The organism is Cellulomonas sp. S1-8, assembly GCF_026184235.1.
Taxonomy (GTDB): Bacteria; Actinomycetota; Actinomycetes; order Actinomycetales; family Cellulomonadaceae; genus Cellulomonas.
Map to the genome: position 1 here is coordinate 2,399,632 of NZ_CP110806.1, position 18,899 is coordinate 2,418,530.

The window sequence follows — 18,899 nt, forward strand, 5'->3', positions numbered from 1 at the left end:
GCACCCCTCAGGGTGCGGGCGGTCCGTCCGTGCCGCCCACCGGGGCGCCGACCCCGCCGAGCACGTCCTCCAGCAGCGCGCCGGTCAGCCGGCGGAACGCGCGCCGCGGTCGGGTGCGGTCCAGCACCGCCACCTCCAGCTGCGACGCGCCCAGCGCGCGCGGCTCACCGTCGTCCGCGGCGGAGCCCAGGACCTGCACCGCGAGCCCGAGCGCCTGCGCGAGCGTCATGCCCGCCCGCCACCCGTCGCCGAGCACGCCGGCCAGGCGCTCGGCCTGCCCCCCCATGACGACCCACCCGTGCTCGTCCGTGACCGAGCCGTCGTACGACAGCCGGTAGATCTGGTCGCCGGCCGGGTCGCGCCCCACCTCGACGACGACGAGCTCGACCTCCAGCGGCTTGGACTCCGTGGTGAACACGGTGCCCAGGGTCTGCGCGTACGCGTTGGCCAGCCCCCGCGCCGTGACGTCGACCCGGTCGTAGGAGTAGCCGCGCAGGTCCGCGTACCGCACCCCCGCGACGCGCAGGTTCTCGAACTCGTTGTACTTGCCGACCGCGGCGAACGCGATGCGGTCGTAGATCTCGGAGATCTTGTGCAGCGCCCGCGACGGGTTCTCGGTCGCGAAGACGACGCCGTCGTCGTACTGCAGCACCACGACCGAGCGCCCGCGCGCGATGCCCTTGCGCGCGTAGTCCGCCCGGTCCTTCATCAGCTGCTCGGGCGAGACGTAGAACGGCATGCTCATCGGGCACCTCCCTCGCGTCGGGCGCTGCGCCGGCCGTTCTCGACGACGTCGACGGCGGCCGCGAGGTCGTCGTCCGGGACCCGCAGGTAGCCCGCCTCGGTCACCGTCGCCACGACGGGCCAGATGCGGCGGGCGTGATCGGGTCCGCCCGTCGCGGAGTCGTCGTCCGCCGCGTCGACGAGGGCCTCGACCGCGACCCGGACCGCCGTGGACGCGTCCATGCCGGAACGCCACCGCTTCTTCAGCGAGCCGCGCGCGAACACCGACCCCGAGCCGACCGCGTGGTGGCCGTGCTCCTCGTACCGGCCGCCGGTGACGTCGTAGGAGAAGATCCGGCCGACCTCGAGCGCCAGGTCGTACCCGGCGAACAGCGGCACGACGGCCAGGCCCTGCATGGCCAGCCCCAGGTTGCCGCGGATCATCGTCGCGAGGCGGTTGGCCTTGCCGTCGAGGGAGAGCAGGCTGCCCTCGATCTTCTCGTAGTGCTCGAGCTCGAGCTGGAAGAGCCGGACGAGCTCGATCGCCAGCCCGGCGGTCCCGGCGATCCCGACGGCCGAGAACTCGTCCGCGGGGAACACCTTCTCGATGTGGCGGCTCGCGATCATCGAGCCCATCGTGGCGCGCCGGTCCCCCGCCATGACGACGCCGCCCTCGAACGTCAGCGCGACGATCGTCGTGCCGTGCGGCGCCTGCAGCTCACCGACCGGCACGGGCCGGTGACCCGGCAGGAGGTCCGGGGCGTACCCCGCGAGGAAGTCGACGAACGAGGAGGAACCGGGGGTCGTGAAGGCGTGCGGCAGCCGGCCGGACGAGGCGTGCAAGGTCATCGGCGCTCACTGACCGCCCTTCTGGACGAACCCGCGCACGAACTGCTCCGCGTTCTGCTCCAGGACGTCGTCGATCTCCTCGAGCAGCGCGTCGACCTCCGCGTCCCGTGCCTGCGCGCTCGTCGCGGCGGGCGTCGGCGTCTCGGGCTCGACCGGCTCGTCCTCCTGACGGTGCCTGACGTGCTCCTGCTCAGCCATGGTGACCTCCGTCCTGCGGTCGCGTCCCGCGCGCCCGCGTGCCCACCCTAGGCCCCACGCCGCAGGTCCGTGGGCTGCACCCGCCCGGGCCCGGCGGGTCAGCCGCCGAGCGCCGCCAGCAGCGAGCGTGCGTCGGGGCTGCGGTCCAGCAGGTCGCCGACGTGGGCTCGCGTGCCGCGCAGCGGGTCCCGCATGGGGACGCGCTGCAGGGTCTGCGCGCCCGGCACGTCGAACACCACGGAGTCCCAGCTCGCGGCGGAGATCTGCCCCCCGTACCGCGCCACGGCCTCGCCGCGGAAGTACGCGCGGGTGTCCTGGGGCGGGTGCACGACGGCGTCCTGGACCTGCTCGGGCGTCACCAGCAGCTCGACCGCGTCGGCCGCGACCAGCCGGTGGTACAGGCCGCGCTCGGGGCGCACGTCCGACCACTGCAGGTCGACCGCGGCGAGCCGCGGGTGGTCCCAGGCCAGGTGGTCGCGTCGGCGCATGCCGTCGAGCAGGCGCAGCTTGGCGACCCACTCGACCTCGCGCGCGCACGACGCGGGGTCGTCGGCGAGCCGCCCCAGGACCGACTCCCAGCGGTCGAGCACGTCGCGGGTCTGGTCGTCCAGGGGCTCCCCGACGGCGTCGAGCGCGTCGCGCACCGCGGCCAGGTACTCGGCCTGGACCTCGAGCGCCGTGAGGCGCCGGCCGTCGGCGAGCTCGAGCCGCTCGGTGAGCGTGAGGTCGTGGCTGACCCGGTGCACCGCGGCCACGGGGTCGCGCAGCGCGAGCCGGTCCACCGCCCGCACGACCCCGCGCGCGGCACCTCCCGCCTCCGCCTGCTCGACGAGCCAGAGCACCAGCGACGTCGTGCCGACGCGCAGGTAGGTCGCCACCTCGAGCATCGTGGCGTCGCCGATGATGACGTGCAGCCGTCGCCACCGCGTCGGGTCCGCGTGGGGCTCGTCGCGCGTGTTGACGATGGGCCGGCGCAGGGTGGTCTCCAGGCCGACCTCGGCCTCGATGTAGTCCGCGCGCTGCGCGAGCTGGTACCCCGGGTGCTCACCGCGCTGGCCCAGCCCGACCCGGCCCGCACCGGTGAACACCTGGCGGGTCACGAGGAACGGCGTGAGGCGCGCCACCAGGTCCCCGAACGGGACCGCGCGGTCGACGAGGTAGTTCTCGTGCATGCCGTACGTCGCGCCCTTGCCGTCCACGTTGTTCTTGTACAGCGACACGTCCGGCAGTGCCGCGGTGGCCGCGAGCCGGCGCACCGAGTCGAGCATGACGAGCTCGCCCGCCCGGTCCCAGCGGACCGCGTCGAGCGGCGTGGTCACCTCCGGCGAGGAGTACTCGGGGTGGGCGTGGTCGACGTACAGGCGTGCGCCGTTGGTGAGGATGACGTTCGCGGCACCGGGGTCCTCGTACTCCTCGACCTCGGAGCGCGCCACGTCCTGCAGGCCGTCGCCCGACGGCGCCGGGACGGCCGGGACGTCGGTGAGGAGCGACGGGTGCGCGGACGCGCGCTGCAGGTGGAACCCCCGCGCGTCGTGCAGCGGGTCCTCGTCGTCGTAGTCCCAGCGCGCGCGGGCACGGCCGGCCTCGCGCGCCGTGGCGTGCACCGCGACGACGTGACTCGACAGGAGCATCGGGTTGGCCAGCGGGCGTCCCGGCTGCAGGACGCCGTACTCCGTCTCGAGCCCCATCACGCGCCGCACGGTCACGGCGCCCACCCTAGGCGCACGGGCGCGGCCCGGCGTCGCGAGCTCGGTGCGTGCGAGGCCCGGCGCGCTCCCGCGCGCCACGTCACAGGTACTGGCCGGTGCTCGTGACGTTCTGGATGGTGCGCGACGCCTCGACGCCCTTCTTGCCCTGGACGATGGTGCGGATGAACACGATCCGCTCGCCCTTCTTGCCCGAGATCCGGGCCCAGTCGTCGGGGTTGGTCGTGTTGGGCAGGTCCTCGTTCTCCTTGAACTCGTCGACGCACGCCGCGAGCAGGTGGTCCACGCGGATGCCGCGCTGACCGGTCGCGAGCAGGTCCTTGATGGCGGACTTCTTGGCGCGGTCGACGACGTTCTGGATCATGGCGCCGGAGTTGAAGTCCTTGAAGAACAGGACCTCCTTGTCGCCGCTGGCGTAGGTGACCTCGAGGAACCGGTTCTCGTCCGCCTCGGAGTACATGCGCTCGACGACCCGCTCGATCATCGCCTCGACGGCCGCGTTGGCGGACCCGTCGTGCTCCGCGACGTCGTCGGGGTGGATCGGCAGGTCCGCCGTCAGGTACTTGGCGAAGATCTCGCGGGCACCCTCGGCGTCGGGACGCTCGATCTTGATCTTCACGTCGAGGCGCCCAGGACGCAGGATCGCGGGGTCGATCATGTCCTCGCGGTTCGACGCCCCGATGACGATGACGTTGTCGAGCCGCTCGACGCCGTCGATCTCGGACAGCAGCTGCGGGACGATCGTCGTCTCGACGTCGCTCGAGACCCCCGTCCCGCGGGTCCGGAACAGCGACTCCATCTCGTCGAAGAAGACGACGACCGGGTGCCCCTGCGAGGCCTTCTCCCGGGCACGGGCGAAGATCAGGCGGATGTGCCGCTCCGTCTCGCCGACGTACTTGTTGAGCAGCTCGGGGCCCTTGACGTTGAGGAAGAACGAGCGCGCGTCGGCCGTGTCCTCGCCGCGCGCTGCCGCGGCCGTCGCCGCCAGGGAGTGCGCGACGGCCTTCGCGATCAGCGTCTTGCCGCACCCGGGCGGCCCGTAGAGCAGGACCCCCTTGGGCGGCTTGAGCCCGTGCTCACGGAACAGCTCGGGGTGCAGGAACGGCAGCTCGACCGCGTCCCGGATCGCCTCGATCTGCGGGCCGAGCCCGCCGATGTCGGTGTAGTCGATGTCCGGGACCTCCTCGAGGACCAGCTCCTCGACCTCGGCCCGCGGGATCACCTCGAACACGAACCCGCTGCGGGAGTCGATCGTCAGGGCGTCCCCGACGCGCACACCTGCGTCGGCCACCTGGCCGGCGAACCGGACGACCCGCTCCTCGTCGCCCCGCCCGACGACCAGCGCGCGACCGCCGCCGAGCGTCTCCTTGACGGTCACGATCTCGCCGACCTGCTCGTAGCCGCCGGCCTCGACGACCGTGAGCGCCTCGTTGAGCATGACCTCCTGGCCGGGGCGCAGGTGGTGGACGTCGAGCGTCGGGCTCGCGCCGACGTGCATCTTGCGACCCGCGGACATGATGTCGACCGTGCCGTCGGCACGCGCGCCGAGGAACGTCGCGTACGTGCCCGGGGGCTTGGCCAGGTCGTCCACCTGGCGCTTGAGCTCGAGGATCTGCTCGCGTGCCGCGACCAGGGCCTCGCTGAGCCGCTCGTTCTTCGCGGCGAGCACTGCCATCTCACGTTGCAGGTCACGTCCGGGGACAGCGGGTTCGGTCATGGTGATCGGCCTCCGTTCCGCGTCGCGATGCGCCCTTCCTCCGGTCCACCGTGCACGTCGCTGTGCCTGCTGGTCCGACGACAGTAACCGCACCTGTCAACAGGTCGGGCGCGTCGCAGCGGGCGTGTCCGTCTCGTCCCGCAGCGTGGACGGCCCGCTCAGTCGGTCGACGACCCGGTCGCCGGCCCCTGCGGTCCCAGGTCCTCGGGTGCGACGTGCAGCTCGCGCCGCACGCGACGGATCTTCTTCGCGGACGTCTCCCGCTCCCCCATCGTCTCGGCCGACCACAGGTCCGCGTCGGCCACGGGCGCGCCGTCCTCGGCCACGGGGTACGAGCCCTTCGCCGGGCGGCGCTTGCGGTGCGGGGGCTCCACGCCGTCGGCGAGCCGCCGGGTGGTCAGCAGGAAGCCGGTGTGACCGATCATGCGGTGCTGCGGACGCACGGCCAGGCCCTCGAGGTGCCAGCCGCGCACCATCGACTCCCACGCCTCCGGCTCGGTGTACCGGCCGTCGGTGCGCACGTCCTCGGCCAGCCGGGACAGCTGGGTCGTCGTCGCGACGTAGCAGACCAGGACCCCGCCGGGCGCCAGGGCCGTGGCGACGGCGTCGAGGTTCTCCCAGGGCGCGAGCATGTCGAGCACGACGCGGTCGACGGTGCCGGGGTCCGCGGCCGTCGGCAGCACGTCGGCGAGGTCACCCAGGCGCAGGTCCCAGGCGGGGTGCGGACCGCCGAAGAACGTCTCGACGTTGCCGCGCGCGATCGCCGCGAAGTCCTCGCGACGCTCGACGGACACGAGCCGGCCGCCGTCGCCGACGGCTCGCAGCAGCGCGAGCGTGAGCCCACCGGACCCGACCCCCGCCTCGACGACCGTCGCCCCCGGGTACACGTCGCCCATCGTCACGATCTGCCCCGCGTCCTTGGGGTAGATCACGGCGGCGCCGCGCGGCATGGACAGGACGTGGTCGGCCAGCAGCGGGCGCAGCGCGAGGTAGGCGATCCCGGTGGTGTTGTGGACGACCACACCCTCGGACGCCCCGATGAGCTCGGTGTGCCGCAGGTAGCCGCGGTGCGTGTGGAAGCTCGCGTCGGGGTCCAGCGTGATGGTGTGCAGGCGCCCGCGCGGGTCGGTGAGCTGGACGCGCTCGCCGACGCGGAAGCGGCCACGGCGCTGGGCGGCCCCGGTCGGTGCGGGCACGGCGGCGTCGTCGGTGGTCACGGGCGCCGAGTCTAGGTGCCGGGCGTGCGTCAGGCCCGCAGGGCCGCCACGACGTCACCGGTGCGCACGAGCGCGACGACACGTCCCGCCACGACCGCGGCGATGACCGGCCCGTGCGCGGACGCCGCCGAGAGGGCGCGCAGCAGCGCGTCGCCCGTCAGGGAGCCGTCGACCACGGCACCCACGGGGAGCGGCGTCGAGACGGCGACGACGTTGGTGGTGCCGGCCAGGTCGGCAGGCACGCGTGCCGCGGCCTCGGTGTCGACGTAGGCCGCCGGCCGGCCGTCGGGCGCGAGGACGACGACCTCCGCGGTCTGCGCGGCCGCGGCCGTGGCCTGCGCCTGGGCGAGCGACGCCTGCGCGCCGACCACGACGGCCGGACGACCCACGCGCTGCAGCGTCAGGGCCTCCACGGCACGCCCCGAACGTCCGGCGCGTACGGCGGCGGACGCCCCCGACCACAGGAACGCCCCGATGAGCGCCGCCCACACCACGGACACGAGGTCGGGGCTGCGGCCTGCGAGCCACGGACGCACCAGCACGGCGACGACGACGCCCACCGCGACGACGCGACCCGTCCAGCCCGCGACGATGCTGCCGCGGTGCCGGTCGCCGGTCGCGGCCCACACGCCGGCCTCGAGGATGCGCCCGCCGTCGAGCGGCAGCCCGGGCACGAGGTTGAACAGCCCGACGAAGCCGTTGGCGACGGCACCGGCCACCAGGACCGTCCGCAGCAGGGAGCCCTCCGGCGCCACCTGGAGCGCCACCAGGAGGAAGCCCCCGGCGAGCACGAGGTTGGCGACCGGGCCGACGACCGCGACCAGCGCGCTCGTCGCCGGCGTCGGCGCCGCGCCGCCGAACGTCGTGTGCCCGCCCCACAGCGTCAGGACGAACGCGTGCGGCTGCTGCCCGCGCGCCTTCGCGACCAGCCCGTGGGCGAGCTCGTGGACCAGGACGGACGCGAACAGCAGGACGACGAACACGAGCGCCACGACGTACGGCAGCGCGCCGCCACCGCCCGTCCAGGTGCGCACGCTCGGCGCGAACACCAGGGTCAGCACGACGGCCGCGAGCAGCCAGCTCGGCGCCAGGACGACGGGGGCCCCGGCGACGTGCCCGAGCACCCAGCCGGACGGACGCTCGGGTCGCGGTGCGCTCACGGCCGTCAGCCTACGGTCGCCCCGCGCGCCCGTCGCCCGGGTCGCCGTGCGGCGGCGCGACGATGCGGCGACGCGACGACGGGGCGGCGCGGCGGCGGACCCGGTGTCGGTGGGCAGGCCTAGGCTCCGGAGCGTGAGCGTGGACACCGAGCAGCCGAGCGCACCCGTCGGGAACGCACCCGTCGGCGACGCACCCGGCGGGACCGCCCCCGTCAGGGAGCCGACGGTCGAGCCGCGCGTCCCCGGCCTGTCGCCGTCCCGGGCCAACGACTTCCTGCAGTGCCCGCTGCTGTTCCGCTTCCGGGTCGTCGACCGCCTCCCCGAGCCGGCGTCGCCCGCGGCCGCGCGCGGCACGCTGGTCCACGCGGTGCTCGAGACGCTGTTCGACCTGCCCGCGGCCGAGCGCACGATCGACGCGGCGTGCGCGTCCCTCCCCGGGCACTGGGCGACGCTCGTGGAGCAGGACGCCCGCTACGGCGAGCTCCTCGGCACCGACGACGAGCGCGCCGAGTTCCTCGCCGGGGCCGAGCGGCTGCTCGCGACGTGGTTCACGCTCGAGGACCCCACGCGCCTCGAGCCGCGCGCCCGTGAGCTGCAGGTGCGGCACGACCTCGACGACGGCCCGCGGCTGCGCGGCGTCGTCGACCGCGTCGACGTCGCCCCCAACGGGTGGGTCCGCGTCGTCGACTACAAGACGGGCCGCTCGCCGCGCGCCGGGTACGAGAGCTCGGCGCTGTTCCAGATGCGCTTCTACGCGTACGTCGTGTGGCGCACCCGCGGGGTCCTGCCCAAGCGCCTGCAGCTCGCGTACCTGGGCGACGGCGTCATGGTGACCCACGAGCCGACCGAGTCCGAGATGCACACGCTCGAGGCGCGCGTGCGGTCCATCTGGGCGGGTATCGAGGACACGGCGCGCACCGGCGACTGGCGCCCGCGGACCTCGCGGCTGTGCGACTGGTGCTCGTTCCGCGACCGCTGCCCGTCGTTCGGCGGCACCCCGCCGCCCATCCCCGAGGGCGCCGTCGAGCGGGCTATCGGCGTCACACCCGTCGGCTGAGCTCGTCCCGCGAGCGATCAGACCGGGTCGCGCACGTCGCGCAGGTCCAGTGCCTCTCCCGCGGCGATCCGCGCGAGCGTGGTGAGGTCGAGGGCGGCCAGGGACGCGGTGCGGGAGACGCCGGGCGGCGGGTCGAGCACCACGTGCGAGTCGACCGCGACGACGCGCGCCCCGCTCGCGACCGCGGACGCGAGGCCGGACCGCGAGTCCTCGAACGCGACGCAGCCGGTCACGTCGACGCCCAGCAGACGGGCCGCGGTCAGGTAGGGCTCGGGGTGCGGCTTGGGCCGCGTGACCGTGTCGCCCGCGACGACGACGTCGAACAACCCCACGGCGTCGGCGAACGGCGCAGCGAGCACCTGGAACGACGACGTGACGAGCGCCTGCGGCACGCCCGCGTCGTGCAGCGCACGCAGCGCCTCGTGCGCACCGGGCCGCCACGGGATGCCCGCCGCGACGGCCTCGCCGACCGCGGCGTTGAGGGCGTCCGCGATCGCGTCGACGGACAGCGCCACCCCCCGCGCCTGCAGCGCTGCAGCGGCGACGGGCATCGAGCTGCCGATCATCGCCACGGCGTCCTCGTGCGTCCACACCCCACCGTGCGCCTCGACCAGCTCGACCTCCGCGGCCATCCAGTACGGCTCGGTGTCGATGAGCGTGCCGTCCATGTCCCACAGCACCGCGGCCGGCAGGACCGGCCCGGCCGGGACGTCGGCGGCGGCGGCGCGGTCGGCGAGGGTGCTCAGGGCGGTCTCCTGGTGCGTGCGAGGGGACGAACGGGCGGTCGGACGAGCGTACCCGGCCGGGCCTGAAGGCCCGCGGCACCCTCCTCGGTCCCGCCCCGGCGGCGGTCGCGCCCTAGCATGGGGCGGTGAGTGAGCACGCAGCATCCGACCTGCCGGCACGGGAGACCGTCCTCCTCGCGGCATTCGAGGGCTGGAACGACGCCGGGGGCGCGGCGACGGCCGCGCTCGAGCACCTGCACGACGTGTGGGGCGCCGAGCAGGTCGACGAGCTGGATCCCGAGGACTACCACGACTTCCAGGTGAACCGGCCCGTCGTGGGCCTGGGCCCCGACGGCGAGCGCGAGATCACGTGGCCGACCACCGCCGTCGCGGTCGCCACGACGCCGCGCTCGGGCCGCCAGGTCGTCATCGTCCACGGCATCGAGCCGTCGATGCGCTGGCGCCGGTACTGCAACGAGCTGCTCGACATCGCGACCGGGTTGGGCGTGCGCACGATCGTCACCGTGGGCGCGCTGCTGGCGGACGTGCCGCACACCCGCCCGATCCCCGTGAACGCCACCAGCGAGGACGAGCACGTGCGCGAGCTCATGGGCCTGGAGCCCAACACCTACGAGGGTCCGACGGGCATCGTCGGGGTCCTCCAGCACGAGGCCGGCGCCCGCGGGCTGCAGGCGCTGTCCCTGTGGGCGGCCGTCCCGCACTACGTCGCTGCTCCCCCGTCGCCCAAGGCGACGCTCGCGATCCTGCACCGCATCGAGGCGCTGCTCGGTGAGCCCGTGCCGCTGTCCGACCTGCCCGACGACGCGACGGCCTGGCAGGCCGGCGTCGACGAGCTGGCCGGTGAGGACTCCGAGATCGGTGAGTACGTGCGCCAGCTCGAGGAGGCCAAGGACACCGCCGAGCTGCCCGAGGCGAGCGGCGAGGCGATCGCGCAGGAGTTCGAGCGCTACCTGCGTCGACGGGACAAGGGCACCGGCGGCTGACCCGTCGGGGCCGTCCTCACCCCCCACGCCGTCGTCACATCCGCACGCCGAGCAGGGCGTCGATCGTGCGTGCCACCACGCCGGGCGCCCCCTCGTGGAACGGCACCTCACCGACCAGCGCGGTCACGGACCACGCGTCGACGACGGCCAGCGCGCGCGGGGTGTCCAGGTCGTCGGCCACGGCGGCACGGACCGCCGCGAGCACCGGGCCCGCGTCCGGCCCGCCGTTGCCGGCGAGCGCGCGGCGCCACGTCACGAGCCGCTCCTGCGCGGCGGCGAGCCCGGCGTCCGTCCACTCCCAGTCGTCGCGGTACCGGTGCGCGAGGAGCGCGAGCCGGATCGCCATCGGCTCGACGCCTGCCGCGAGCAGGGCGGAGACGAGCACGAGGTTGCCGAGCGACTTGCTCATCTTGTGGCCCTGGTAGCCGACCATGCCGGTGTGCACGTGCGTCCCGGCCGCGGCGCCGTCGAGCATCCGCAGGTGCGACGCGCTGCACTCGTGGTGCGGGAACGCCAGGTCGGAGCCGCCGCCCTGCACGTCGTACGGCACGCCCAGCGCGTCGGCCGCGATGACCGCGCACTCGACGTGCCACCCGGGGCGGCCGCGGCCGAGTCCCGGGGCCTCCCACGCGGGCTCCCCCGGACGCTCGGCGCGCCACAGCAGAGGGTCCAGCGCCGACCGCTTGCCGGGCCGGTCCGGGTCGCCGCCGCGCTCCGCGCTCAGCGCGCGCATCGTCGCGACGTCCAGCCGGGCCACGGTGCCGAACGCCGCGTCCGCGGACAGGTCGGCGTACACGTCGTCGCCGCCGTCCGGTGCCGGCAGCCGGTACGCGGCTCCGCTCTCGAGCAGGCGGCGGACACCCGCGACCACCTGCGGTACGCACTCGACGACCCCCCGGTACACGTCGGGCGGGACCACCCCGAGGGCCGTCATGTCGGACGCGTACAGCGCGGTCTGCTGGGCGGCGAGCTCGCGCCAGTCCACGCCCGTGGCGGTCGCGCGCTCGAGCAGCGGGTCGTCGACGTCGGTCACGTTGGACGCGTACGTGACCTGCTGTCCGGCGTCCCGCCACGCGCGCACCAGCACGTCGAAGGCGACGTACGTCGCCGCGTGGCCCAGGTGGGTCGCGTCGTAGGGGGTGATGCCGCAGACGTAGAGGCGGGCCTGCGGTCCCGGCGCGGCCACGACGACGGCGCCGCTGGCGGTGTCGAGCACCCGGACCGGCTCGCCGGTCCCGGGCAGCCGGGGGATCTGCGGGGCAGGCCAGGTGAGCACGCCGGAAGCCTAACCGTCGCGGCCGTGCGCACCCGACGCACAATGGGCACGTGACACGCCATGCGACGTCCGGTCCCGCTGCCGGGACCACCGGTGCCTCTCCCCCGTCCGACGGCCCGGTCGGCGACCGGCCCGCGGTGCAGGTGTGGGTCGAGCGGTCGGACGGCTGGCACCCGGCCCCCGCCGCGAGCGGGACCGGGGGTGCCGCCGGCGCGGCGGACGTGCGCACCACGTGGGTCGTGACAGCGGACCTCGACGGGCTCGTCGCCACGACCCGGGACCTGGCGACCGATGCCCGGACGTCGCCGCTGCTCGACCACCACGTGCGGCACGGCGGTCACGGGGACCGGCCGCACGCCCGGCTGGACCGCGGGCCGGACGGTCAGGTCGTGCTCACCGCTCCGACGCTCTCGTTCGTCCCGCGGACGCGCGAGGTGCACACCGGCTGGATCACGTGCGTGCTGTCCCGGGGGCTGGTCGTCACGACCGAGGAGGGCGACGCGGGGGTGCTCGCGGCGGCCGCCGCGCGGCTCGAGGACGACATGCCGGATCCCGACGAGGGCGCGTACGCCGTCGCGGCCGCCGTGCTGCTCGTCCTGGTGCAGACGGCGGGCGACGTCGAGGTCGAGATCGGCGACGCGGTGGCGTGCGTCGAGCGCGAGGTCTTCTCGCCGCACGCGGTGGGCGACGTCATGGGCGAGGTCTACGCCCTGAAGCGGGAGATCGCCGAGGGGCGTCGCGCGCTCGGACCTGTGGGGGCCGTGCTGCCCGACCTCGACGACACGTGGGCCGAGCACGGTCACGGCCACGGGTCACCCGCCTGGTTGCGGCGCGTGCGGTCCGGCGTCGAGCGCATCGACCGGCACCTCGACGGTCACGACAGCCTGCTGGGCGACATGGTGGCGGTGCACCTCGCGCAGGTCTCGGTGCGGCAGAACGAGGACATGCGCAAGATCTCCGCGTGGGCGGCGATGATCGCCGTGCCCACGCTCGTGGCGGGCGTCTACGGCATGAACTTCCGTCACATGCCGGAGCTCGACTGGACGTTCGGGTACCCGCTCGCGATCACGGCCATGGTCGTCGCGTGCGTGGCCCTGTGGCGTGCGTTCCGGCGCTCGGGCTGGTTGTGACGCGTCAGGCGTTCGCGGGTGCGCTGACGGGCTCGAGCACGCCCGTGAGCAGCAGCAGGACGACGACGAGCGCGAGCCCCAGGCGGTAGTAGACGAACGGCGTGTAGCTGAACGTCGAGACGATCTTGAGGAACGCGATGATGACGACGTACCCGACGACGAACGCCACGACCGTGGCGATGAACGTCGCCCCCAGACCGGGCGTGCCGGCCTCACCGAAGTCGCCGGCGCTCTTGACCAGCTGGAACAGGCCCGAGCCGAACACCGCGGGGATCGCGAGCAGGAACGAGTACCGCGCCGCCGCCTCCCGCGTGTAGCCCATGAGCAGGCCACCGGTGATGGTGCCGCCCGAGCGGGACACGCCGGGCACGAGCGCGAGCGCCTGCCAGAACCCGAACGCGAGCGCGTGCCGGGGCGTCAGCTGCTCCAGCCGGCGGACCTTGGCGCCCCGCCGGTCCGCCCAGCCCAGCACGAGCGCGAACACCGCCAGCGTCAGGGCGACCAGCCACAGGTTGCGGAAGGGGCTCTCGATCGCGTCCTGGAACGCCAGGCCGAGCACCACGATCGGCACGGAGCCCAGGGCGATGAACCAGGCCATGAGCGCGTCGGTGTCGGCGGGCTGCCCCGCCGGCATGCCGGCGCGGGCGCGCCAGTCGGTGCCGTAGGCCCCGCGCACCGCCGCCCACCAGGCCAGGGCGATGCGCTTGATGTCCCGACGGAAGTACAGGAGCACGGCCGTCTCGGTGCCGAGCTGGGTGATCGCCGTGAACGCCGCCCCCGGGTCCCCGGACCCGACGAGCTCGCCCACGATGCGCAGGTGCGCGCTCGAGGAGACCGGGAGGAACTCCGTGAGCCCCTGCACCAGCCCGAGGAGGATGGCCTCACCTGTCCCGATGCCCGTCGTCACGAGGCGCAACGATAGCGGTGCGGTGTGACCGTCGGGCGCACGGCCCGTCGCGACCGACCGCACGCCTCCGCGCGGCTAGGGTGACGCCCCATGGAGCACCGCCGACTGGGCCGCACGGGCCTGCGCGTCTCGTCGCTCGGGCTCGGCACCATGACCTGGAGCCGCGACACCGACGACCACGAGGCCGCCGACCAGCTGCGCGACTTCGTCGAGGCCGGCGGGACGCTCGTCGACACGTCGGCGGCCTACGCCGACGGGGGCGCCGAGCAGCTGCTCGGCACGCTGCTCGGTGACGTCGCCGAGCGCGAGGACGTCGTGCTGTGCACCAAGGCCGGGGTGCGGCGCACCCCCGGCGGTGGCGTGGTCGACGCGTCCCGCGGCGCGCTGCTGGACAGCCTCGACGGCTCGCTGCGACGGCTGCGCACCGACCACGTCGACCTGTGGCTCGCCACGCCCGACCCCCGGACGCCCCTCGAGGAGACCGTGTCGGCCCTGCGCCACGCCGTGCAGTCCGGCAAGGCCCGCTACGTGGGCCTGTCGAACCACGCGGGCTGGCAGGTCGCCCGCGCGGCGACGCTGCTGGAGCCGGACCCGGGCCTGGCGGCCGTCGAGGCGGAGTACTCGCTGCTGCAGCGCGGGGTCGAGCGCGAGGTGCTGCCCGCGTGCGCGGCGCTGGGCGCCGGGCTGCTCGCGTGGTCACCGCTGGGACGCGGCGTGCTCACGGGCAAGTACCGCCGCACGATCCCGTCGGACTCGCGCGCGGCGTCCGCCCACCTGGCCGGCTTCGTGCAGCCGTACCTGACGTCCGACGCGGCGGGTGTCGTCGACGCGGTCGTGACGGCGGCCACCGGGCTCGACCGCACCCCGCTGGAGGTCGCCCTCGCGTGGGTGACGTCGCGGCCGGGGGTGGCGTGCGCGGTCGTCGGGGCGCGGACCGCCTCCCAGCTGCGCGGTGCGCTCGGGGTCGACGACCTGCGGCTGCCGCCCGAGATCGTCGTCGCGCTCGACGAGATCACCGCGCCGCAGGCGGGCTACCCCGAGCGCTGACGCGCCCGACGTCGCCCTGGGCGCTCAGGCGTCGGCGTCGGCCAGGTCGTCGTCCACCTCGAGCTCGCCGTCCTCGTCGTCGAGGTCGTCCTCGTCGAGGTCGTCGTCGTCCTCGTCGAGGTCGTCGTCCTCCTCGGCGAGGTAGAACGGCGTGGCTTCGCCGTGCACCGTGCCCAGCGCGTCGTCGTACACCTCGAACGCGTCCGCCAGCACGTCGTACGCGTCGTCCACGGCAGGGTCGTCGTCGTCCTGCTTGGACAGCACGGCGGCGTAGTGCGCCTCGAGGGCGGCCACCAGACGGTCGAGGGCGGCGCGCGGATCCACGGTCATGCGATGACGGTAGCGCCGCACGGGGCACAATGGCACCGCAGCGGCGCCGACGGGTGCTCCTGGTGCGACGTCGGGCCCCGGACGGGCGGGACGAGGTGACGCGATGGCGGACGGCACGGTGCGCGACCGGCGCAGCGGGTGGGACACGCACGGGCAGTGGGAGTACCGCGTGCTCCGGATCCCGCCGACCACGTCGGGGGGCGACGCACGACGTCTGCTGACCGACGAGGCCGAGTACGGGCGGTGGGAGCTCGCGCGGCTGCGGCTCTACGCCGGCGGGGAGCGCCGCGTGTGGTTGCGCCGCAAGATCATCCGGGTGCGCTCGACCCTCGGTGACCCGCTGGACTGAGGTCGCACCGACGGGCCGGGAGGGCCGGGCGCAGCGGCCGGGCGCGATGGCCGGGCCCTCCCGGGCTCAGCAGGTCGTCAGGAGCCGGTCCAGGACGCGGGTGCCGAAGCGCAGCGCGTCGACCGGCACGCGCTCGTCGACGCCGTGGAACATGCCTGCGAAGTCCAGGTCGGCAGGCAGCCGCAGCGGCGCGAAGCCGTACCCGGTGATCCCCAGGAGGGACAGGGACTTGTTGTCGGTGCCGCCGGAGAGCATGTACGGCAGGACGTGGGCGCCCGGGTCCTCCGCGACCACGGCCGCGACCATCGCGTCGACGAGCCCACCCGAGAACGGCGCCTCGAGGCCGGTGTCGCGCACGAGGTCCTCGACTCGCACGTGCGGCCCGACGAGGTCCGCGACCGTCGCGTCGAACTCGGCGGACAGCCCGGGCAGGAAGCGCCCGTCGACCGAGGCGGTGGCGCTGCCGGGGATGACGTTCTCCTTGTAGCCGGCGTCGAGCCGGGTGGGGTTGGTCGAGTGGCGCAGCGTCGCCCCGACGAACCGGGAGGCCGGTCCGAGCGCGTCGACCAGGGAGTCGACGCCCGCAGGGTCCTCCGGGTCGTAGGTCAGGCCCGTGAGGTCGGCGACGCCCTGCAGCAGCGCGTGCACGGTCGGGGTGATCTGCAGCGGCCAGGCGTGCGCGCCGAGGCGCGCGACCGCCGCCGCGAGGTGCGTCACGGCGTTGTCGGCGTTGACCTGGCTGCCGTGACCGGCGCGTCCCTCGGCAACGAGCCGCAGCCACGCCAGCCCCTTCTCGGCCGTCTGCAGCAGGTACACGCGCTGCCCGGCGACGTCGACGGAGAAGCCGCCGACCTCGCTGACCGCCTCGGTCGCGCCCGCGAACAGCTCGGGGCGGTGCTCGACGGCCCAGTGCGCACCGAGGCGGCCACCGGCCTCCTCGTCGGCGAACATCGCGAGCACGACGTCGCGCGCGGGCCGGCGCCCCTCGCGGACCATCTGCCGGACGACGGCAAGCACCATCGCGTCCATGTCCTTCATGTCGACCGCGCCGCGGCCCCAGATCAGGCCGTCCCGCAGCTCGGCCGCGAACGGGTCCACGGACCAGTCCGGGGCGTGCGCGGGCACGACATCGAGGTGCCCGTGCACGACGAGCGCGGGCCGCGTGGGGTCGACGCCCTCGAGGCGCACGACCACGTTGGCCCGCCCGGGTGCGCTCTCGAACAGCTCGGGCTCGAGCCCGACGTCCTGCAGCAGGCCGACGACGTACTCGGCGGCCTCCCGCTCCCCCGGTCCCGTGCCGTCGCCCGGGTTGGTGGTGTCGATGCGGATGAGGTCGCGGCAGAGGTCGACGACCTCGTCCTCGGCCGTCGAGTGCGTCGCGCCCGTCATCGGGCTGCCGCCCCGAGCAGGCCGCGACGCGCCAGCAGGGGCTCGATGCGCGGCGCACGCCCGCGCAGGTCGGCGAACGCCTGCAACGGGTCGATGGACCCGCCGCGGGCCAGCAGCCGGGTGCGGAAGGTGTCGCCGTTCTCGCGGCGCAGGCCGCCGTTCTCGGCGAACCACTCCACGGTGTCGGCGTCGAGCACCTCCGACCAGATGTAGGCGTAGTACCCGGCGGAGTAGCCCGACCCGAAGACGTGGTTGAAGTACGTGGTGCGGTACCGCGGCGGGACCGTGCGCAGGTCCACCCCGGCGTCGCGCAGAGCCCGTGCCTCGAAGGCCTCGACCTCGTCCGGGTCGGCCGGAACGTCCTGCGGCGCGAGCCGGTACCAGGCCTGGTCGAGCAGCGCCGCGGCCAGGTACTCCGTGGTGGCGAAGCCCTCGCCGTCCTGGCGCGCCGCCAGCAGGGTCGCCGCCCACTCCTGGGGCATCGGCTCGCCGGTCTCGTGGTGCACGGCGAACGAGCGCAGGACGTCGGGGTCCCACGCCCACATCTCGTTGACCTGCGACGGGTACTCCACGAAGTCGCGGGGCACGCTCGTCCCCGACTGCGACGGGTAGCGCACGTTCGACAGCAGCCCGTGCAGGGCGTGACCGAACTCGTGGAACAGGGTGATGACCTCGTCCCACGTCAGCAGCGTCGGCTGCCCCGGCGGCGGCTGCGGGATGTTGAGGTTGTTGACGACGACGGGCGCCTCGCCGAGCAGCGTGGACTGGTGCACGAGCGAGTTCATCCAGGCCCCGCCGCGCTTGGCCGGGCGCGTCCACCAGTCGCCGAGGAACAGGCCCAGGCCGCTGCCGTCGGTGTCGAAGACCTCGAACACGCGCACGTCGGGGTGGTACCCGACGAGGTCGTGCCGCTCGGCGAACGTCAGGCCGTAGAGCCGGTTCGCGGCGTGGAAGACACCGTCGGCCAGGACGCGCTCGAGCTCGAGGTAGGGACGCAGGGCCGACTCGTCCATCGAGCGCCGCTCCTGCTGGACCCGACCGGCGTAGTACGACCAGTCCCACGGCTCGAGCCCGGCGCCCGGGTGGTCGGCCTGCAGCGCCCGCTCGAGGTCGGCGGCCTCGGCACGCGCGTTCGCGACGGCCGCGGGCGCCAACCGGCCCAGCATCTCCTCGACCGCCCGCGCCGAGCCTGCGGTCGCGTCGGCCGCGACGTACGCGGCGTGGTGCTCGAAGCCGAGCAGCTGGGCGCGCTCGGCGCGCAGGCGCACCAGCCCGAGCAGGGTCGCGCGGGTGTCGTTCTCGTCCCCGGCCGCGCCGCGCGTCAGGGCGGCCGTCATGATCCGCTCGCGCAGCCCGCGGTCGCGCAGCAGCGACAGCACCGACTGCTGCGTCGGCAGCTGCAGCTTCAGCAGCCACGCACCCTCGTGCCCGGCGGCGGTCGCGGCCGCAGCGGCGGCGGCGCGCGCGTCCTCGGGCAGGCCGTCGAGCTCGGTCTCGTCCGTCACCAGCACGGCCGCCGCGGTGGTCGCGGCGAGCAGCAGCCGCCCGAAGGTCGCGTCGAGCGACGTGATCTCGGAGTTGATCGCGCGCAGCCGCTCCTGGTCGGCCGGTGCCAGGCCGACGCCGGCACGCGCGAACCGGGTGCGCGTGCGGTGCAGCAGCCACGCGGTGTCGGGTGCGAGCGCCGTCCCGTCGGCCTCGACGCGCGCCGCGAGCGCCTCGACGCGCGCGTGCAGGCGCGCATCGAGCCAGATCGCGTCGGAGTGCGCGGCCAGCAGCGGCGCAACCTCCTCCTCGATCGCCTGCAGCGCGGGCGTCGAGTCGGCCCCCGCCTGCACGTAGAACGCGGACACCGCCCGCGACAGCAGCCGTCCCGAGCGCTGCAGCGCCTCGAGCGTGTTCTCGACCGTGGGCTCGGCCGGGTCGGTCGCGATCGCCTCGACCTCGGCCCGCTCCTCGGCCATCCCCGCCCGGATCGCGGGCAGGAAGTGCTCGTCGCGCAGCCCCCGGAACCCGGGGAGCCCGTAGGGCAGGTCGGACGCACGGGCGAAGGGGTTGGTGGGGTCGAGCACGGCGGCGTCGGAGGTCATGCGCCCATCGTCACAGACTCGGACG

Annotated in this window: 18 protein-coding genes; 5 read left to right on the top strand and 13 right to left on the bottom strand. The window is 74.6% G+C overall.

Annotated elements, in window-relative coordinates:
- Nucleotides 1–7 precede the first annotated feature (7 nt).
- From prcA to OKX07_RS10800, 7 genes are all read right to left on the bottom strand, one after another.
- Nucleotides 8–745, bottom strand: coding sequence for a proteasome subunit alpha (gene prcA, locus OKX07_RS10770; protein WP_265628081.1), 738 nt, complete (start codon nucleotides 743–745; stop codon nucleotides 8–10).
- Nucleotides 742–1,572 (bottom strand): proteasome subunit beta, encoded by an 831-nt coding sequence (gene prcB, locus OKX07_RS10775; protein WP_265628082.1) that lies wholly within the window; start codon nucleotides 1,570–1,572, stop codon nucleotides 742–744. Before prcB ends, prcA begins: the two co-directional genes overlap by 4 nt.
- A gap of 6 nt (nucleotides 1,573–1,578) precedes the next feature.
- Nucleotides 1,579–1,770: a ubiquitin-like protein Pup gene (locus OKX07_RS10780; protein ID WP_265628083.1), complete on the bottom strand. Its 192-nt coding sequence runs from the start codon at nucleotides 1,768–1,770 to the stop codon at nucleotides 1,579–1,581.
- A gap of 98 nt (nucleotides 1,771–1,868) precedes the next feature.
- Nucleotides 1,869–3,476, bottom strand: coding sequence for a depupylase/deamidase Dop (gene dop / locus OKX07_RS10785; RefSeq protein WP_322746771.1), 1,608 nt, complete (start codon nucleotides 3,474–3,476; stop codon nucleotides 1,869–1,871).
- Between the two features lie 82 nt (nucleotides 3,477–3,558).
- On the bottom strand, nucleotides 3,559–5,193 hold the full coding sequence (gene arc, locus OKX07_RS10790) for a proteasome ATPase (RefSeq protein WP_265628084.1): 1,635 nt from the start codon (nucleotides 5,191–5,193) through the stop codon (nucleotides 3,559–3,561).
- 158 nt (nucleotides 5,194–5,351) lie between these two features.
- Nucleotides 5,352–6,410 carry a tRNA (adenine-N1)-methyltransferase gene (locus OKX07_RS10795; protein ID WP_265628085.1) on the bottom strand — a complete coding sequence of 353 codons (1,059 nt, stop codon included), beginning with the start codon at nucleotides 6,408–6,410 and terminating at the stop codon, nucleotides 5,352–5,354.
- 29 nt (nucleotides 6,411–6,439) lie between these two features.
- Nucleotides 6,440–7,570: a site-2 protease family protein gene (locus OKX07_RS10800; RefSeq protein ID WP_265628086.1), complete on the bottom strand. Its 1,131-nt coding sequence runs from the start codon at nucleotides 7,568–7,570 to the stop codon at nucleotides 6,440–6,442.
- A 139-nt stretch (nucleotides 7,571–7,709) separates the two neighbouring features.
- On the opposite strand from OKX07_RS10800, the gene OKX07_RS10805 reads away from it, so the two are divergent.
- Nucleotides 7,710–8,627, top strand: coding sequence for a PD-(D/E)XK nuclease family protein (locus OKX07_RS10805; RefSeq protein WP_416220875.1), 918 nt, complete (start codon nucleotides 7,710–7,712; stop codon nucleotides 8,625–8,627).
- A gap of 17 nt (nucleotides 8,628–8,644) precedes the next feature.
- On the opposite strand, the gene OKX07_RS10810 is transcribed toward OKX07_RS10805, so the two are convergent.
- Nucleotides 8,645–9,319 carry an HAD family hydrolase gene (locus tag OKX07_RS10810; RefSeq protein ID WP_265631900.1) on the bottom strand — a complete coding sequence of 225 codons (675 nt, stop codon included), beginning with the start codon at nucleotides 9,317–9,319 and terminating at the stop codon, nucleotides 8,645–8,647.
- Between the two features lie 179 nt (nucleotides 9,320–9,498).
- Here OKX07_RS10810 and OKX07_RS10815 point away from each other — a divergent pair, with 179 nt between their 5' ends.
- Nucleotides 9,499–10,356 (top strand): PAC2 family protein, encoded by an 858-nt coding sequence (locus OKX07_RS10815; protein ID WP_265628087.1) that lies wholly within the window; start codon nucleotides 9,499–9,501, stop codon nucleotides 10,354–10,356.
- Nucleotides 10,357–10,390: 34 nt separating this feature from the next.
- Here OKX07_RS10815 and mshC read toward each other — a convergent pair whose 3' ends face one another.
- Nucleotides 10,391–11,632: a cysteine--1-D-myo-inosityl 2-amino-2-deoxy-alpha-D-glucopyranoside ligase gene (gene mshC / locus OKX07_RS10820; protein WP_265628088.1), complete on the bottom strand. Its 1,242-nt coding sequence runs from the start codon at nucleotides 11,630–11,632 to the stop codon at nucleotides 10,391–10,393.
- Nucleotides 11,633–11,682: 50 nt separating this feature from the next.
- Here mshC and OKX07_RS10825 point away from each other — a divergent pair, with 50 nt between their 5' ends.
- On the top strand, nucleotides 11,683–12,762 hold the full coding sequence (locus OKX07_RS10825) for a CorA family divalent cation transporter (RefSeq protein ID WP_265628089.1): 1,080 nt from the start codon (nucleotides 11,683–11,685) through the stop codon (nucleotides 12,760–12,762).
- A gap of 4 nt (nucleotides 12,763–12,766) precedes the next feature.
- Here the strand turns inward: OKX07_RS10825 and OKX07_RS10830 are convergent, their stop codons facing one another.
- Nucleotides 12,767–13,657, bottom strand: a complete 891-nt coding sequence (locus OKX07_RS10830) for an undecaprenyl-diphosphate phosphatase (protein ID WP_265631901.1) — start codon at nucleotides 13,655–13,657, stop codon at nucleotides 12,767–12,769.
- Nucleotides 13,658–13,759: 102 nt separating this feature from the next.
- Between OKX07_RS10830 and OKX07_RS10835 the strand changes: the two genes are divergently transcribed.
- Nucleotides 13,760–14,716, top strand: coding sequence for an aldo/keto reductase (locus OKX07_RS10835; protein WP_265628090.1), 957 nt, complete (start codon nucleotides 13,760–13,762; stop codon nucleotides 14,714–14,716).
- Between the two features lie 24 nt (nucleotides 14,717–14,740).
- Here the strand turns inward: OKX07_RS10835 and OKX07_RS10840 are convergent, their stop codons facing one another.
- Nucleotides 14,741–15,046 carry a primosomal protein gene (locus OKX07_RS10840; RefSeq protein ID WP_265628091.1) on the bottom strand — a complete coding sequence of 102 codons (306 nt, stop codon included), beginning with the start codon at nucleotides 15,044–15,046 and terminating at the stop codon, nucleotides 14,741–14,743.
- 103 nt (nucleotides 15,047–15,149) lie between these two features.
- Between OKX07_RS10840 and OKX07_RS10845 the strand changes: the two genes are divergently transcribed.
- The gene (locus OKX07_RS10845; RefSeq protein ID WP_265628092.1) at nucleotides 15,150–15,395 is read left to right on the top strand and encodes a DUF5703 family protein; all 246 of its coding nucleotides are present in this window, start codon (nucleotides 15,150–15,152) and stop codon (nucleotides 15,393–15,395) included.
- A 66-nt stretch (nucleotides 15,396–15,461) separates the two neighbouring features.
- Here OKX07_RS10845 and OKX07_RS10850 read toward each other — a convergent pair whose 3' ends face one another.
- Nucleotides 15,462–16,784 (bottom strand): M20/M25/M40 family metallo-hydrolase, encoded by a 1,323-nt coding sequence (locus OKX07_RS10850; protein WP_265628093.1) that lies wholly within the window; start codon nucleotides 16,782–16,784, stop codon nucleotides 15,462–15,464.
- A complete protein-coding gene (locus tag OKX07_RS10855; RefSeq protein ID WP_265628094.1) occupies nucleotides 16,781–18,874 on the bottom strand; it encodes a M3 family metallopeptidase in 2,094 nt (697 codons plus the stop codon). Before OKX07_RS10855 ends, OKX07_RS10850 begins: the two co-directional genes overlap by 4 nt.
- Nucleotides 18,875–18,899: the final 25 nt, after the last annotated feature.